The 15608-nt window shown below is 54.6% G+C and carries 13 protein-coding genes; 8 read left to right on the forward strand and 5 right to left on the reverse strand.

What is annotated here, in order from left to right; genetic code table 11:
* Positions 1-204: 204 nt before the first annotated feature.
* The 6 genes from LF95_RS15255 (at position 205) to LF95_RS15280 (ending at position 7976) form a co-directional block, all read left to right on the forward strand.
* A complete protein-coding gene (locus LF95_RS15255) occupies positions 205-2223 on the forward strand; it encodes an aminopeptidase P family protein (RefSeq protein WP_073955878.1) in 2019 nt (672 codons plus the stop codon).
* Positions 2224-2709: 486 nt separating this feature from the next.
* The gene (locus LF95_RS15260) at positions 2710-3594 is read left to right on the forward strand and encodes an amidohydrolase family protein (protein ID WP_073955879.1); all 885 of its coding nucleotides are present in this window, start codon (positions 2710-2712) and stop codon (positions 3592-3594) included.
* A gap of 22 nt (positions 3595-3616) precedes the next feature.
* Positions 3617-4996 carry an MmgE/PrpD family protein gene (locus LF95_RS15265; protein ID WP_073955880.1) on the forward strand — a complete coding sequence of 460 codons (1380 nt, stop codon included), beginning with the start codon at positions 3617-3619 and terminating at the stop codon, positions 4994-4996.
* Between the two features lie 43 nt (positions 4997-5039).
* A complete protein-coding gene (locus LF95_RS15270) occupies positions 5040-5576 on the forward strand; it encodes a TRAP transporter small permease (protein WP_073955881.1) in 537 nt (178 codons plus the stop codon).
* Positions 5573-6892, forward strand: a complete 1320-nt coding sequence (locus LF95_RS15275) for a TRAP transporter large permease (RefSeq protein WP_073955882.1) — start codon at positions 5573-5575, stop codon at positions 6890-6892. Before LF95_RS15270 ends, LF95_RS15275 begins: the two co-directional genes overlap by 4 nt.
* A 64-nt stretch (positions 6893-6956) precedes the next feature.
* Positions 6957-7976 carry a TRAP transporter substrate-binding protein gene (locus LF95_RS15280; RefSeq protein WP_073955883.1) on the forward strand — a complete coding sequence of 340 codons (1020 nt, stop codon included), beginning with the start codon at positions 6957-6959 and terminating at the stop codon, positions 7974-7976.
* 91 nt (positions 7977-8067) lie between these two features.
* Here LF95_RS15280 and LF95_RS15285 read toward each other — a convergent pair whose 3' ends face one another.
* On the reverse strand, positions 8068-8967 hold the full coding sequence (locus LF95_RS15285; RefSeq protein ID WP_073955884.1) for a LysR family transcriptional regulator: 900 nt from the start codon (positions 8965-8967) through the stop codon (positions 8068-8070).
* Positions 8968-9218: 251 nt separating this feature from the next.
* Here LF95_RS15285 and mgrA point away from each other — a divergent pair, with 251 nt between their 5' ends.
* The gene (gene mgrA / locus LF95_RS15290; protein WP_073955885.1) at positions 9219-10265 is read left to right on the forward strand and encodes an L-glyceraldehyde 3-phosphate reductase; all 1047 of its coding nucleotides are present in this window, start codon (positions 9219-9221) and stop codon (positions 10263-10265) included.
* Between the two features lie 73 nt (positions 10266-10338).
* Here mgrA and LF95_RS15295 read toward each other — a convergent pair whose 3' ends face one another.
* Positions 10339-11241: a LysR family transcriptional regulator gene (locus LF95_RS15295; RefSeq protein WP_073955886.1), complete on the reverse strand. Its 903-nt coding sequence runs from the start codon at positions 11239-11241 to the stop codon at positions 10339-10341.
* A 137-nt stretch (positions 11242-11378) separates the two neighbouring features.
* Here LF95_RS15295 and LF95_RS15300 point away from each other — a divergent pair, with 137 nt between their 5' ends.
* Positions 11379-12455, forward strand: coding sequence for a DMT family transporter (locus LF95_RS15300; RefSeq protein WP_252509780.1), 1077 nt, complete (start codon positions 11379-11381; stop codon positions 12453-12455).
* Positions 12456-12471: 16 nt separating this feature from the next.
* Here LF95_RS15300 and LF95_RS15305 read toward each other — a convergent pair whose 3' ends face one another.
* Genes LF95_RS15305 through ligA form a run of 3 tightly spaced genes read right to left on the reverse strand, consistent with a single transcriptional unit; the run spans position 12472 to position 15593 of the window.
* Positions 12472-13080, reverse strand: coding sequence for a thermonuclease family protein (locus LF95_RS15305; protein ID WP_252509781.1), 609 nt, complete (start codon positions 13078-13080; stop codon positions 12472-12474).
* A 9-nt stretch (positions 13081-13089) separates the two neighbouring features.
* A complete protein-coding gene (locus LF95_RS15310) occupies positions 13090-13482 on the reverse strand; it encodes a hypothetical protein (protein WP_073955887.1) in 393 nt (130 codons plus the stop codon).
* 41 nt (positions 13483-13523) lie between these two features.
* Positions 13524-15593, reverse strand: a complete 2070-nt coding sequence (gene ligA / locus LF95_RS15315) for an NAD-dependent DNA ligase LigA (protein WP_073956319.1) — start codon at positions 15591-15593, stop codon at positions 13524-13526.
* Positions 15594-15608: the final 15 nt, after the last annotated feature.

The raw sequence follows: 15608 nt of genomic DNA on the forward strand, positions 1-15608 counted from the left end.
TGCAGATGTCATAGTAAAAAAACGTTAACTTTTGTATTGCGAACTGCGCAGGTCTTTCATACCTGAACCGCATGTGGGCGTATATATCGGGCCAAATGGCTGAAAATGCAGGCTTGTATATCATCGGCAAAAACCCGTAATCTCGCCGCACTTTATGACCCTGTCACCCTGTTCCCCTGTCGGACCATCAAAAAAGGATTTCCCATGACCTATTCGGGCGATGCGCATTTGGCTGCTTTGTTAAAAAAGGATGGTATCGAAAAAGATCTAACCGCAATTGTTGATCTGATAGACGGGGTACTGGCGGCAGCCAATGGCGATAGCCGGGCGGACTGGTTTGATCTGATAGGGACCAATCTGTCGCCCGATACCAAAGAAGCCCTTTTGAACCTGCGTGATGAGCGCAAGGGCAGCTTTTGCAATGCCGCCGATGGCTTTGACGCCGCTGAACGCATTGCGCAATTGCGGACCTATTTGGCCGCCAAGGGCATTGACGGCTTTATCGTGCCGCGCGCGGATGAACATCAGGGCGAATATGTGCCTGCCCGTGCGGAACGTTTGGCCTGGTTAACCGGCTTTACCGGCTCGGCCGGGGCGGCGGTTGTGTTGCAGGACCATGCCGCCATTTTTGTCGATGGCCGTTATACCATTCAGGTGCGCCAGCAGGTGAATGGCACGCTTTATCAATATCGCCATCTGGTCAATGAACCGGCGGTCGGCTGGATTTATGACCATCTGGAAGCCGGGCAGAAGCTGGCTTATGATCCGTGGTTGCATACCGTTGCCCATGCTGATCAGTTGCGCGAAGCCTGCGAAAGTGCCGGGGCTGAACTCGTCGCGATTGACCCCAACCCGATTGATGCCCTGTGGCATCAGCAACCCGCCCAGCCGCTGGCACCCGCCCGCCCGCATTTGCTGGAATATGCCGGGCAGTCCAGTGCCGAAAAGCGGGCGGCCATTGCCAAGGCCCTTGAAACCCTGGAATGTGAAGCGGCGGTTATTTCCGCCCCTGACAGCATTGCCTGGCTGTTAAATATTCGCGGTGGCGATGTGCCGCAAACGCCGCTGATGCTGGGTTATGCGATTATTGATAAAAACGGTGCAGTGGACCTGTTTGCCGATGAACGCAAATTTGCCCCCGAAACCCGCGACTGGATTGCGGGTGATGCAACATTGCGCCAGCCCGGCGAACTGGCCGACGCCCTGCGTGGTTTGGGTAATGGGTCGGTCCGGCTGGATGAAGCAACCGCGTCGGACTGGTTGCGCATGCAATTAAGCAAGGCCGGTGCCACGGTGCGCCTGGGTCGGGACCCGATTGCCATTCCCAAGGCGATTAAAAATGCGGTGGAACTGGAAGGCTCGCGCAAGGCGCATAAGCGCGATGGCGAAAAAATCATTCGTTATTTTGCCTGGCTGGAAAAGGCGGCCGCAGACGGGACGCTTGATGAAATGCGGGCCGCAGACAAATTGCTGTCCCTGCGCGAGGAAGACCCGCTGTTTCGCGACAGCAGCTTTACCACCATTCCCGGCAGCGGACCGAACGGGGCGATTTGCCATTATCGTTGCATCCCGGAAACCAATCGCAAATTGCAGCCTGGCGAGATTTTCCTGATTGATTCCGGCGGGCAATATATTGATGGCACCACCGATATTACCCGCACCACGATTATCGGCACGCCCAGCGATGAAATGCGTGACCGTTTTACCCGTGTGCTGAAAGGGCACATCGCCCTTGCCACGGCCAAATTCCCGGCCGGTACCACCGGCCCGCAGCTTGATACCCTGGCACGCAAACCGTTATGGGATGTGGGCCTGGATTTTGACCACGGCACCGGCCACGGTGTTGGCAGCTATTTGGGGGTCCATGAAGGGCCGCAACGCATTTCCAAGGCGGCCAATAAAATTGCCCTGAAGCCGGGCATGGTTCTGTCGAACGAGCCGGGTTATTACAAGGAAGGCGAATATGGCATTCGCATCGAAAACCTGATCGCCGTGATCGAACTTCCGGCACCGGTCGGGGCCGAATTACCGGTTCTGGGGTTTGAAACCCTGACCTTTTCGCCCATCGAACGGCGTTTGATCGATGCCAGCCTGCTTGATGATGCGGAACTGAACTGGCTGAACGATTATCATGCCCGGGTTTATGCCATGTACGAAAACGACCTTGATGATGAACATCGTGACTGGTTGAAACAGGCAACCGCACCGCTTTCCAGGGATTAAGCAGGGGCAAAGGGTGCCGCTCCTTTCGGCCCCAATGGCATAAAGACGCGCCAGTATCGACATGATGCTGGCGCGTTTTGTTTGGCATGATTTATGGGGGAGCCGGGCAAAACGTTGGCGGAATCCGCATTGGCTGCAAAACAGTTGCCGCCAGAGTTTCATCGTATCAGGCTAATTCAATGTGAAAAACAAGTGATGGATGCGCCTTATGGTGGATGTATTCCTCCATAAGCTTCTGAAAATAAAATATTTTATTGATATTGCTCAGGGTATCGAAAAACTTTGTAGGGGTCGCAGGAAAACCGATTTGAAAAAGCCTCGAAATCTGGCGGATACTTTGGCTAACAAATTAATCTGAGACACCTGCCCGATGGTACCGGCAAGACAGCACCTTTTAAGGGCGTCTGTGACAAAGACGGTCATGGATGGCAGGAAGTTAAACAGTGATCCGGCATGGGCCGGAAAACAGGAACGTCCGAGTGTAATATGACCCAGACCTATCAGGCGATGGCATTTACCGTGCCCGATAATGCGTGTGACTGCCATGTTCACATCTTTGATGCAGGGCGTTTTCCCCTGTCGGCTGACCGTGTCTATACACCGGACCACGCGCCCCTTTCCGCACTTGAAGCACATTTGGCGCAATTGTCATTTCGCCGGGCCATTCTGGTGCAGGCCAGCCCCTATGGCACCAATAATGCCTGCATCCTTGATGCCATCGAAAGCATGGGGCAGGACCGTGTCCGGGCTGTTGCCGTGATTGATGACAGTTTTGGCGATGAAGACCTTGTGCGCCTGCATGGGGCGGGCGTGCGTGGTATTCGCCTTAATCTGCGCACCCATGGCGATGTGGATGCGCAAAGCGTTGCTGATCAGTTGGATCATGCCGTAAATCGGGTTTTGCCGCTGGGCTGGCATATTCAGATTTATACCACCCTTGGCAACATCGCTCTGCTTGAAGGCAAGCTGGCCGCTTTGCCGGTTGATCTGGTGCTGGATCACATGTGTTGCCTGGATGCGGCGGGGGAGTTGACCCAGACCGGGTTTGACAGCTTGCGTCGTCTTTTGGCCTGCGATCATGTTTATTTGAAACTATCGGCCCTTTACCGGGTGTCGCGCCTGCCGGGTTATGGCGACGTGCAGCCTTTTATTGAAACGCTTTTTGCCACACGCCCGGATCGTATGCTGTGGGGCAGTGACTGGCCCCATACAATGCCTGCACCGGGAACGGTGCGTTCGCCTGATAAAATTGAACATTTTCGGCCCGAAGATAACGGGCTGGCCCTGAACCTTGTTGCACAATGGGCGGGTGATCCGGCCATTGTCAAAGCCATGCTGGTAGATAATCCCGAAAGGCTCTACTGGCGCTAGCCACCGGATTTCGGAAAAAAGAATGACATTGATAACCGACCTAGCCGAGCGCATTCATGCGCTGGGACATGCTGATCTTACGCCTGTTGCCATCGAAAATGCCAAAACCGTTATCCTTGATACGGTGGGCTGCACCCTTGCCGGCACGCACGAGCCGGTGGTTGAAACAATGCTGCAAACCGAAGGGCTGGCAACACCAGGCCATGTGTCGTTGCTGGGGCGTGATACCAAACTTGATGTGTTGTGCGCAGCCCTGATCAATGGGGCTGCATCCCATGCGCTTGATTTTGATGATGTGAATATTGCCATGGGCGGTCATCCATCCGCCCCGATATTACCGGCATTGTTTGCCATTGCCGAAAGCCAACCCGTTTCGGGCATGGATTTCATGCTGGCCTTTATTGCCGGGTTTGAAACAGAAACCCGCATGGCTCGTGCAGTGAATTTTCATCACTATGATCTGGGCTGGCACCCGACGGCAACGCTGGGTGTATTTGGTGCTACGGCGGCATCGGCCAGGCTTTTGGGCCTTGATGCCCACCAAACCGCGCTGGCCCTGTCGCTATCGGCCAGTCTGGCCAGCGGGGTCAAGGCGAATTTTGGCACCATGACCAAACCCTATCATGTTGGGCATGCCGCGCGGCATGGCCTGATGGCTGCCAAAATGGCGCAAAATGGCTTTACCGCCAGTCTTGATGTACTTGAAGCCAAGCAGGGCTTTTTGAATGTTTACAACGGCAAGGGCAATTACCAGGCCGAGCTGATCACCCAGGACTGGGCCGCCCCGCTTGATATTGTCGAGCCGGGTATTGGCATCAAGCTTTATCCCTGCTGTGACAGTACCCATGCCACGGTTGATGCACTTTTTTCGCTGCAAAAGCAGCATGGGTTTGGGGCTGACGATGTCGAAAGCATCAATACCCGTATTCATCCACTGCGCCTGACGCATGTGAACCGCCCGCAATTGCGTAACAGCCTTGATGCGAAATTTAGCGTGCAATATTGCGCGGCGCGTGCGCTTCTGGATGGCGGGCTGACATTTGGCAGTTTTGATGAAGCTGCCTACAACGATCCGGTTGCGCTTTCCTTGATGGTGCGTGTAAATGCTGCACCGCATGACGACCTGTCATTGACCCGGCCAGGAAACTACCTGACCGAGGTTGATGTAAAACTGCGCGATGGTCGCCAACTTAATAAGCGAATGGACCGCCCCTTTGGGCGTCATGCCGATGAACCGGCACCAGCCGAACTGATCAGGGCCAAATATGACGATTGCGCCGGACGGGTTTTGTCTGCCGGGGCAGCGGTGCGCTTGCACGACGCCATCATGGCGCTGGAAACCCTGACTGACCTTTCCTGTTTGTGCACGTTATGGACGCCATCAAACAATATGGCCGCCTGAATGTGAAAGACGGGGAAAACAATATGTGTGGGAGTGAAATGGAATGATCCGGCGACTGGACTTGCTGTTATGCGGGTTTGAAAAGCTGATGATGGTCGGTTTGACCCTGGTGGGGGTCAGCCTAGGCCTTCTGCAGATCATCCTGCGATACGTGTTCAATTCGGGCATTCACTGGCTGGAAAGCGTTTTGGTGATTTCGCTGGTGTGGGCGATGCTGTTTGGGGCCAGCCGCGCCATTCGTGAGGGCTATCATCCGCGTGTTGACCTTCTGCCAATGGCACTGGGGCCACGCGGCCGGGCGGTTTTGAACCTGCTGGCCTATGGTGCAACTCTGGCATTGTGCCTGTATTACGCCTATGACGCGATTTTTTATGCCAATTTTCTGAATATGATTGGTGCGGTTAATCAGGAAACCGATATTCCCGAACTGTATTTCTTTCTTGTCGTGCCCATCACGATGGTGTTTTTCAGCCTGCGCTATGTGCTGTTGCTGCTGAGCCTGGGGCGTGACATCGGGGCACTGAAACCCGAAGAAATCTATCTTTCCAAAATTGCATCCAACAAGGGGCAGGGCAAATGACCGTTGCTTTTCTGGCCATTGTTTTCTTCGTCCTGATCCTTATTGGCGCGCCGATTGCCGTTGCCCTGGGCGGGGCGGCGGTATTGTCCTCGATCTTCTTCTCGCCAATCCCGACCGGGATTCTCGGGCAGAAACTGCTGACCAATCTTGAACATTTCACCCTGATGGCCGTGCCGTTTTTCTTTTTGGCCGCAGCCCTGATGGAAAATGGCGGGCTGGTGCGCCGCCTGGTGGATCTGGCGACGGCCCTGATGGGGCATTTCAAGGCCGGCCTTGGCATGGCAACGGTTTTGACCTGCATTTTCTTTGCTGCCATTTCCGGCTCCAGCCCGGCCACCGTGGCGGCGGTGGGTAACATTCTTTATCCCGCGCTGCTAAAGGAAGGCTATTCCAAAAAATTCTCGATCGGGGCGATTTGTACCTCGGGGTCGATTGGCATTTTGCTGCCGCCAAGCATTCCATTGATCCTTTATGGCTTTGTTACCGAAACCTCGATCCCCAAGCTGTTTTTGGCGGGTGTGGTGCCGGGTGTCATTTATGGTCTGCTTTTGTTGTTTACCGCACGTTTCCTTGCAACCCGCGAAGGGGTGGAAGTCCGCCAGCGGGCGGCCGTCGGGGAAATGGGTCGGGCATTTCGCGTCAGCTTTCCGGCATTGTTGCTGCCCATTGTGATTATCGTCGGGATTTATGGTTTTCCGGGGTTTGAACTTTTTGGCATGCAGTTTGAGGGTGGGGCCATTTTCACCCCGACCGAGGCGGCCCTGGTTGCCATTGGTCTGGCGGTTATTGTTGGCATGTTGATCTACCGCGAACTTAAGGTTCGGGATGTTTTTAATGTTGTTGCCGCAACAGTACCGCGGGTTGGCATGATTTTTTGGGTCACGGCCAATGCCCTGATGTTTGGCTATTTCATTACCAAAATCGGTGTGCCGGCCAAACTGGCCCAACTGGTTCTTGATGCCGGGCTATCGCCGGTTCAGTTCCTGCTTTGCGTCAATGTGCTGTTGGTGATTGTCGGTTTTTTCCTTGAAGGCGTCCCGACCATTCTGATTTTTGCACCGCTGCTGGAGCCTGCGGCCCGGTCGCTTGGTATCGATCCGGTTCATTTTGCCATCATCATGGTGGTGAATATCGAATTGGGGCTGATCACGCCACCGGTGGGTATGAATCTTTTTGTCGCCAGCAGTATTTCGGGCATGTCGGTTTTGACTGTGTTCCGGGCGGCTTTGCCCTGGATCGCCGCTACCCTGACGGCCCTGCTTCTTGTGACCTTTGTACCGCAAATTTCGCTTTATCTGCCGGCTTTGATGAAGTGACCCGCACCGTTTTCAGGGGATGGAAGGGTGTGCCCAACACAATGATAAATAGTGGAGAAATGAGATGAAATATACTGGGAAACTGCGTTTGACCCTGGCGGGGATTTTGATGGCCGGGGTTGCCTTTGGGGCCTCGATTGCCAATGCCGAGCCGATTAAAATCGTCATGTCTGATGATTCGGCCAAGGTCAGCCTCAAAGGCCAGACCTTTGAAAAATTCGCCGAAGAAGTCAAAAAGCGTCTTGGCGATAAGGTTGTGATTGAACTGCATCATTCCAGCACCCTGTTTGACCAGAGCGACCAGGTTCAGGGGCTTCAGCTTGGCGCGGTTAACTTCATTGCACCGACAACGGGTACCTATGCCACCCTTGCCAAGGGCATGAATGCATTTAACCTGCCGTTTCTTCTCGATACGCCGGAAAAATTCACGGCCGCGATGCAGGATGAAACGGTACGCAGCATTTTTGTGCCGCAACTGCGCTCCAAAAACATTGAACCAGTTGCCTTCTGGATCAATGGTCCGCGTGTTCTGGGCTATTCCGGCAACAAGGATGTACTGACGCCTGACGATATCGCGGGTATGAAAGTCCGTGTTCAGTCCGCCCCGGTTTATGTGAAAACCTTTGAGGCAGTTGGTGCAAACCCGGTTAGTGTGAATTGGGGCGAAGCCCCGACTGCCCTTCAGACCGGCGTGATTGACGGTGCCGAAGTGACGCCGAATGCCTGGAAGGGGTCGGGCATGTATGAAATGATCAATCATCTGACCCTGACCAACCACATGTATTCCTATTACATGGTGGGGACCAGCAAGAACTGGTGGGATGGCCTGCCCGACGATGTCCGTTCCGGTATTGCCGATGCCCTTAAAGCCGCAACCGACTGGAACCTTGAAAACGGCCTTAAGATGAACAGTGACGATGTGGAATTCATCCGCCAAAGTGGTGTTAAAGTTCATAGCCTGAATGACGAACAGCATGCCGCCTGGGTTGCCAAGATGAAACCGGTCTGGAAAGAACTGGGTGAACCGCTGGTTGGCCCTGAAGTGATGGCCCGGCTGAAAGAAATTGCCGGTGCGGCGGACTAAATCACCCGCCTGCCTGACCTATACATAAAACATTCCTGCACATCGACCCGGTATTGCCGGGTCGTTTTGCGTTTGGCGACGGCAACAGTTCTTAGTCCACTTTCCCTACCGTATGAAAGAAATCCTGCACGATTGTCAGATATTGGTGGGCAACACGCGATAGCGGTGTTGTTTTGTTGAAAATCGCGCAGGCTTCGACTTCAATATTCATAAAGGTCGGCACGGCAACCAGATCGGGATAATGGTTGTCGGACAACAGGGACGTATCAAGGATACCAATCCCGACCCCTGAATTGATCAGGTCATAGGCCTGGAGAGTGCCGGTTTCGACCTTGGGCGACAGGGGAATATCGTGCTGGCGCAGTGCCCGGTTCAGGGCATTGCGCAAGTAGGTGCCCGACCGGTTCAAAATCAGGTTTTCATTTCGCAGGTCATTTGGCTCGACACGGGAATGTTGTGCCAGCCTGTGATCGGCCCGGAGCACACATTCAAATTTGATTTTCTTAAGCGGGATATATTCCAGCATCGAATTTTCCCGCGCCCCATAAACAAAACCCACATCAAAGGCCCCCATGCGAATGCTGTTCACTACCTGGGAGGATTGACCCGAATGGATGGAAATGGTGGCCTTGGGAAAATGCTCACACAGGATTTTAATCGTCGGGGCAACAAAATGCTGCGACATGGAGGGCAGGGATTGCACCGATAAAAACGCCGAATCTCCTTCGGCTATATTGGTGATTTTGGTTTGCACATGGTCGAGATGCTGAAACATCCGATCAACTTCGGGCAGCAGTTTGATCGCCTCGGGCGTGGGTGACAGGCCAAAGGCACTGCGTTCAAACAGGATCAGCCCTACGGAATCCTCCAGCCGTTTTAGAAGGCCACTGGCAGTAGGCTGGGAAATGTTCAGTTCGACGGACGATTTGCTGATCGATCCGGTCAGCATGATGGATCGAAACAGTTCCAGTCCGCGGATGCTCGCTTTCATCTGTTTTCTATCCTGCTGTTGTGCCCGTCTGTCTGGTTTGTTTGCCTATATACACCTAATGACGGGTTTGTCCGAAGAACCAATCGGCAAAATGCGCGATGGCATGAACGTCACGGGCAGGGGCTTTGGGGTGTTTTCCGGTTATTGCAATTCGTGCCTGACAGGATACTTGCAAATAACGTATTCTCTCGTCCATTGGATCGATACAAATTTTGGGAAAACCCAAAGTAAAAACAATCAGGAGGAAGACTATGTCATCGGACTGGATGCCCGACGCATCGCGTTACGAGAAGATGACCTATCGTCGTAGCGGCCATAGCGGGCTGCAATTACCGCAAATCACCCTTGGCCTTTGGCACAATTTTGGCGGCGTTGACGTTTACGAAACCCAGCGCGCCATGGTCCGCCGGGCGTTTGACCGGGGTGTTATCCATTTTGACCTTGCCAACAACTATGGTCCGCCGCCCGGTTCGGCCGAAACCAATTTTGGCCGTATCCTTGATCAGGATTTACGCGCCCATCGTGATGAAATGGTGATTTCCACCAAGGCGGGCTATCGCATGTGGCCCGGCCCTTATGGTGAATGGGGATCACGCAAATATCTGATTTCCAGCCTGGATCAAAGCCTGAAACGCATGGGACTGGATTATGTTGATATTTTCTATTCCCATCGGGTAGACCCGGACACGCCGCTTTATGAAACCATGAGCGCACTGGACCAGGTGGTGCGTCAGGGCAAGGCGCTTTATGTTGGTATTTCGTCCTATTCGGCGGAAATGACCCGCAAGGCACAAAAAATCCTGACCGAACTGGGCACGCCCTGTGTGATCCATCAGCCCAGCTATTCCATGCTGAACCGCTGGGTCGAGGAGGAAGGCCTGCTTGATACCCTGTCTGAACTGGGCATTGGCTGCATTGCCTTCTCCCCGCTGGCACAGGGGCTTCTGACCAATAAATATCTGAATGGTGTGCCAGAAAATTCCCGTGCCGCCGAAGGCGGGTCTTTCCAGTCCTCCATGCTGACCGAGGATAATATCAACCGTGTGAAGGCGTTAAACGAGATCGCGCAACGTCGCGGGCAGACGTTGGCGCAAATGGCAATTGCCTGGGTGCTGCGCCGACCGGAAATCACCTCGGCCCTGATCGGTGCACGCCATGTTGAACAGCTTGATAACAGTCTGGATGCCCTGAATAATCTGGAATTCAGCGCCGAAGAACTGGCCGAAATAGACAAATACGCCACCGATGGCGGGTTGAATTTGTGGAAACGCTCGTCGGATTCATCGGCAGACGTCTGATCACTTTATAGAACTCGTTTGAGGCCTGAACTGAGAACCGGCATTCCATCGCGAATGCCGGTTTTATTTTGGGTCAATTCCCGATTGGCATTGTTCCGACCAGATCGCGCAGGGTATCAATCACGGCCTTGGTCCCGGCACTAAGCGGCCGGTCCTGCAACCAGGACAGCATCACCGTGCGGGCCATGCCGGGCTGGGTAATGCGCCGTGCCTTCAGTCGCCCGGTTGAAAGTTCCGCCACCAGGGATGATCGCGGCAATACCGTATGGCCAAGACCGCGTTGGGCCAGATCCACCAGCACACGTAACGCGTCGGCCTCTACCACCGGCATCAGCGGGCGACCGGCACGAAAGGCGGCCTCCTGCATTTTAGCGCGCAGACCGTGTTTGGGGGTCGGCATGATCAGCGGCAGGCGCACCACATCTTCAAAGGCAATTTCGGTGGCGTTTTCCGGTACCAGCGACGGATGCGAGATCAGGAACAGGTCTTCGCGCCACAGGGGCTCCGAATGCAGGCTGCGCGAGATCATGCCATCATGCAGCGCGCCGACATCAAGCCTGCCCGACAGCAATCCTTCCTGAATATCGCCGGTCAAATCTTCGGCAATCGACAGGCTGAGTTCGGGGTATCGGTCCCGTACCGCTTCCACCAATGCCCCGGTAATGACAATACCGGCACTGGGCGGCAGGCCGATATTGACATGACCAGTAATATGGTCGCGCCGTTCGCTAATATCGGCTTCCAGGCGGGCCAGGTCGCCTAAAATAACCCGTGCCCGCTCGGCCAGCAAACGTCCGGCTTCGGTCAGTTTCACGCCGCGCCCGGTGCGTTCCAGAAGCTGGGTATTCAGGTTTTCTTCCAGCAGGTTCAATTGGCGGCTTAGGGCCGGTTGCGACAGGTTCAGCCGGTCCGCCGCCCGCGACAGGCTGCCCAGTTCGGCGATGTGGATAAAACTGCGCAGCTGTTTAAGGTCCATGATATGCAGCTTTTGATAAAGGGTGATCCGATTGCGCTGATGTTATCAGCAAAACTGATAACTGGTAACATTTTATTCTAATTGAATAATGTCTGTGGCGGCGTAGGATATGTTGGTAGAGAGATCGGAGCCCCACAATGTCCCGCACGACAACGACAATGGCAGGTAAAACGCCTGCCAGTGAGATGCCTGCCGCACCATCCCAAAAATTGACAGAAGCCGAAAAAGACGCCCGCCTGACGCAGGAACAAAGCCAGGCCGATGCTGAAGCGGCCAAAGCCAAAACCGCGCGCTCTGCCCTGATTTTGGTATTGCTGGCAACCTGCGCGCTGGCGATGAAGGGGCTTTTGGCAAAGTTTGTCTATGCCACCGGCATGACGGTAGACGGGCTTTTGTTGCTGCGGTTTTCAATTGCGATGCCGTTTTTCTGGTTTGGCGTTTGGATGTTTGGCAAAAATCGCCCCGGTGAACGGGCGATGCGGCCTGGCGACATGGTGTGGGGTGGGGCCTTTGGCGGGTTGTTTTTTGCGGCATCGCTGTGTGATTTTACCGCTGTTTCTATCATCGATGTAACTGTATCGCGCATTGTGCTGTTCAGTTTCCCCGCCATTGTCATGATCCTGGAAGCCCTGCATCGCTGGCGGTTACCACCCCTTCGGCAAATCGTGTGCTTTCTGATCACCTATTGCGGGCTGATTTTGGTGGTAGCCCCCAATGGGGTGTCGCTGGTGTCGGACCACATGTGGCAGGGCGTGTTTTGGGCGTTTTCATCGGCCCTGACCTATGCCTGCTACCTTTATTTCAGTCAGCGTAAAATCAGTGTCGTGGGTTCGATGCACTTTGCCGCATTGATCAATACGGTCGCCGGCATTGCGATGGTTCTGTACGAACTGGTTGTCGAAAAGCCGCTGAACCTTAATCTGACAGGGGTTTTATGGACGACGGGCATTTCGATTTTTTGCACCGTCATTCCGTTTTTCCTGCTGTTTGAAGGGATTCGCCGCATTGGGGCGACCCAGGCCTCGCTCATTTCGCTTTCCGGCCCGGCGCTGACATTCTTTGCCGCCTGGCTGTTTTTGGGCGAAACCCTTAGCCCAACACAAATGGCGGGGTTTGTTGTGGTGATGCTGGGGGTCGCTTCGCTTAAAAACAAAATGACGCTGGCGGGCTTTGGCCGTTTGCTGGCCCGTCCGTTTCAGGGACCGATGCGTTAAATGGGGTCTTGAGGGTTCAGTAAATGCTGATTTCATGTTCCGGCAGGCGCTTGCCCTGCCGCCACTTTAACGGGTCGATGAATTTGCCCGCCCATGCGCCGCGCCGGGCGGCCTTGGCCGATTGTTCCGCCGCCGCATAGGACGGCATTTGATCGGTGCGGGCAATGGCCCATCCCAGTGCCACCATTTGCTGACCAATATCCACGCCATTGGCGTTGCGGCAAATCGCCATGTTGCGTTTGTAACGATTAAGGGCCTTCGTCTCGCAGCGCACCGGGGTTTTGGCAATCAGATTGGTAATGGCCTGCCAGGCATCGGCCCCGCAGGCGGTGTCCTGGCCGTTCACCACGCATTTTTGAAAACGTTCCAGGCTGTCCGCCCCATATAAATCCACCAGCTTAAAGCCAAATTCCAGCGTATCGCCATCCTGGGCTACGGGTTTGCCTGATAAGGGTTGAAACCAGTTATCAGCCTGCGCAGGGTGTGTTGCGGTGAGGGCGCAAAGCATGATGACAATCAGGATGGTGTTCATCCCCGTAAGCCATGTCTTTTGCCGGGCATTGGGATTGGTGCCGGTTTTTTGGCAGATGGTTAAATGGGTGGGGTGGAGAAAAGGCATTGTCATAGCCTTTCCCTAATAAAGGTCGCTATATCGAATTTCGCCAAGCTGGGCAAAAACGATTTTCCAGTCCTGATCAACGCGCATCAGGGCAAAGGCATAATCGCAATCAAAGATCAGATCATTTGCCTCGTTCCCAAACCGGAAGGACACGATGGCCCGCGCCCCGCCTGGCAGGGCGGAGTGCTGTTCGGTCAGCATCGCCTTGCACAGGGCCAGGCGGGCCTTGGCAAGTTCTTTGATAAAGGGGGCATGATAGGCCGTTAGATCATCCTGTGATGAAATGGCATGTACGCCATTTAAATCATTGATCAGGCAGGGCAGGTGGAAAAACGGCCCCAGTTCTTCCGAAGACAGTTTTAAATGGGCATCGCCATAGCGGTGAAAAAAGCTGGTCAAATCTTCCATGATCATTTTCCTATATGCTGCCAGCGATGCCCGTTTGTGTCTCAGGTGGCTATCAAATCCAGCCAGCCCTGTTCATCAAGCACGGTAACACCGGCTTCCTCTGCCTTCTTTAATTTGGAACCCGCACCCGGTCCTGCAACCAGATAATCGGTTTTTGCCGAAACAGACCCGGCAACTTTCGCTCCCAGGCTTTCGGCCTTGGCCTTGGCTTCGTTGCGCGAAAACAGTTCCAGCTTGCCGGTAAAGACAACGGTTTTACCGCTGACCGGGCTATCGACATTGGCCGGGGCTTCGACATCGGTGATCTCCAGAATGCCCTGAAGATCGTCCAGAACCGCGCGGTTATGGCTTTCAGCGGCAAATTCCAAAAGGTCGTGGGCAACGCCGGGGCCGATCTGGTCAATATTGATCAGGTCGCGCAGCGCGTCGCTATCGGCCTCTTGCGCATCAACCATGGCTTGGCGCCATGTACCGACAGAGCCATAATGCCGGGCCAGCAATTTTGCCGTGGCCTGGCCGATCTGGCGAATACCCAGGGCGTAAATAAAACGATCAAGGGAAATGGTGCGGCGCTGGTTAATGCTGGCAAACAGGTTTTCGGCCGATTTGGGGCCCCAGCCTTCCAGTTTGCGCAGGTCTTCCCCATGATCGTTTTCCAGGCGGAAAATATCGCCCGGCTGTTTGACCCAACCCAGTTCATGAAAGGCTTCGATATGTTTGCCGCCCATGCCTTCAATGTCAAAGGCATTACGTGATACAAAATGCTTAAGCCGCTCTACCGCCTGTGCCGGGCAAATCAGCCCGCCGCTGCAGCGCGTGACGACTTCGCCTTCCTCGCGCATGGCATGACTGCCGCATTTCGGACATTTGTCGGGAAACTGAAATTCAACGCTGTTTTCGGGGCGTTCCTCGGGTACATATCCCAGAATTTGCGGGATCACGTCGCCCGCGCGTTGCACCGTTACAAGGTCGCCCACCCGCACGCCCAAGCGTTCAATTTCATCGCGGTTATGCAGGGTCGCGCGTGAAACAACCACTCCGCCCACCGTCACCGGTTCCAAATGTGCCACCGGGGTCAGCGCACCGGTACGGCCTACCTGAATTTCAATCGATTTCAGCCGCGTTTTCGCCTTTTCCGCCGGGAATTTATGGGCAATCGCCCAGCGAGGCGAGCGGCTGACAAAACCCAGGCGCAATTGCAGCTCAAAATCGTTGATTTTGTAAACAATGCCATCAATATCGTAATCAAGTTCGGCGCGCTGATTGCTGAGTTCTTCATAGAACGCCATGATTTCGTCGGCATCGTGCAGCATGCGGGTATGGGGATTGGTGACAAATCCCCAGCCTTTGATTTTCTCAATGAAATTCCAGTGCGTTTCCGCCAGGCTTTCGGACAGTTCACCAAAGCTATAGGCAAAAAAGCGTAACGGACGTTTGGCACTGACTGACGGATCCAACTGGCGCAACGAACCGGCCGCCGCATTGCGCGGATTGGCAAATGTTTTGTTGCCTGCTTCGGCCTGGCTTGCATTCAGCTTCTGGAAATCGGACCGCGACATGTAAACTTCGCCGCGAATTTCCACCACGGCCTCGGGCGCATCGTCGGGCAGGGTGCGGGGAATATCGCCAATATGGGCGACATTGGCGGTAACATCCTCGCCCTCGGTTCCATCACCCCGTGTTGCAGCACTCACCAGGGTGCGGTTTTCATAACGCAGCGACAGTGACAGGCCATCAATTTTCGGCTCGCCCACCAGTTCAACCGGGCTATGCGCCGTCAGGTTCAAAAAGCGGCGAATACGGGCGAGAAAATCGACAATATCCTCGCGCGAAAAGGCATTGGCCAGCGACAGCATTGGCCGCGCATGGCGGACCTTGGCGAAACCTTCGGCGGGGGATGCCCCGACTTCCTGGGTCGGGCTGTTTTTCTTAAGTGTCGGATAACGGCTTTCAAGCTCGATCAAGCGGCTAAACAGCGCATCATATTCCGCATCAGGCACCAGCGGTTCGTCATTGACGTAATAGGCCGTATTAAAATCGCGGATCTTTTGCGCAATTTCAGCATGCTGACGGGTTGCGTCACTGCGGCTTTCGGGCATTGCAGGAACCATGCCAGTGTCGGTTAC

This window comes from Thalassospira sp. TSL5-1 (assembly GCF_001907695.1).
Classification (GTDB): Bacteria; Pseudomonadota; Alphaproteobacteria; order Rhodospirillales; family Thalassospiraceae; genus Thalassospira.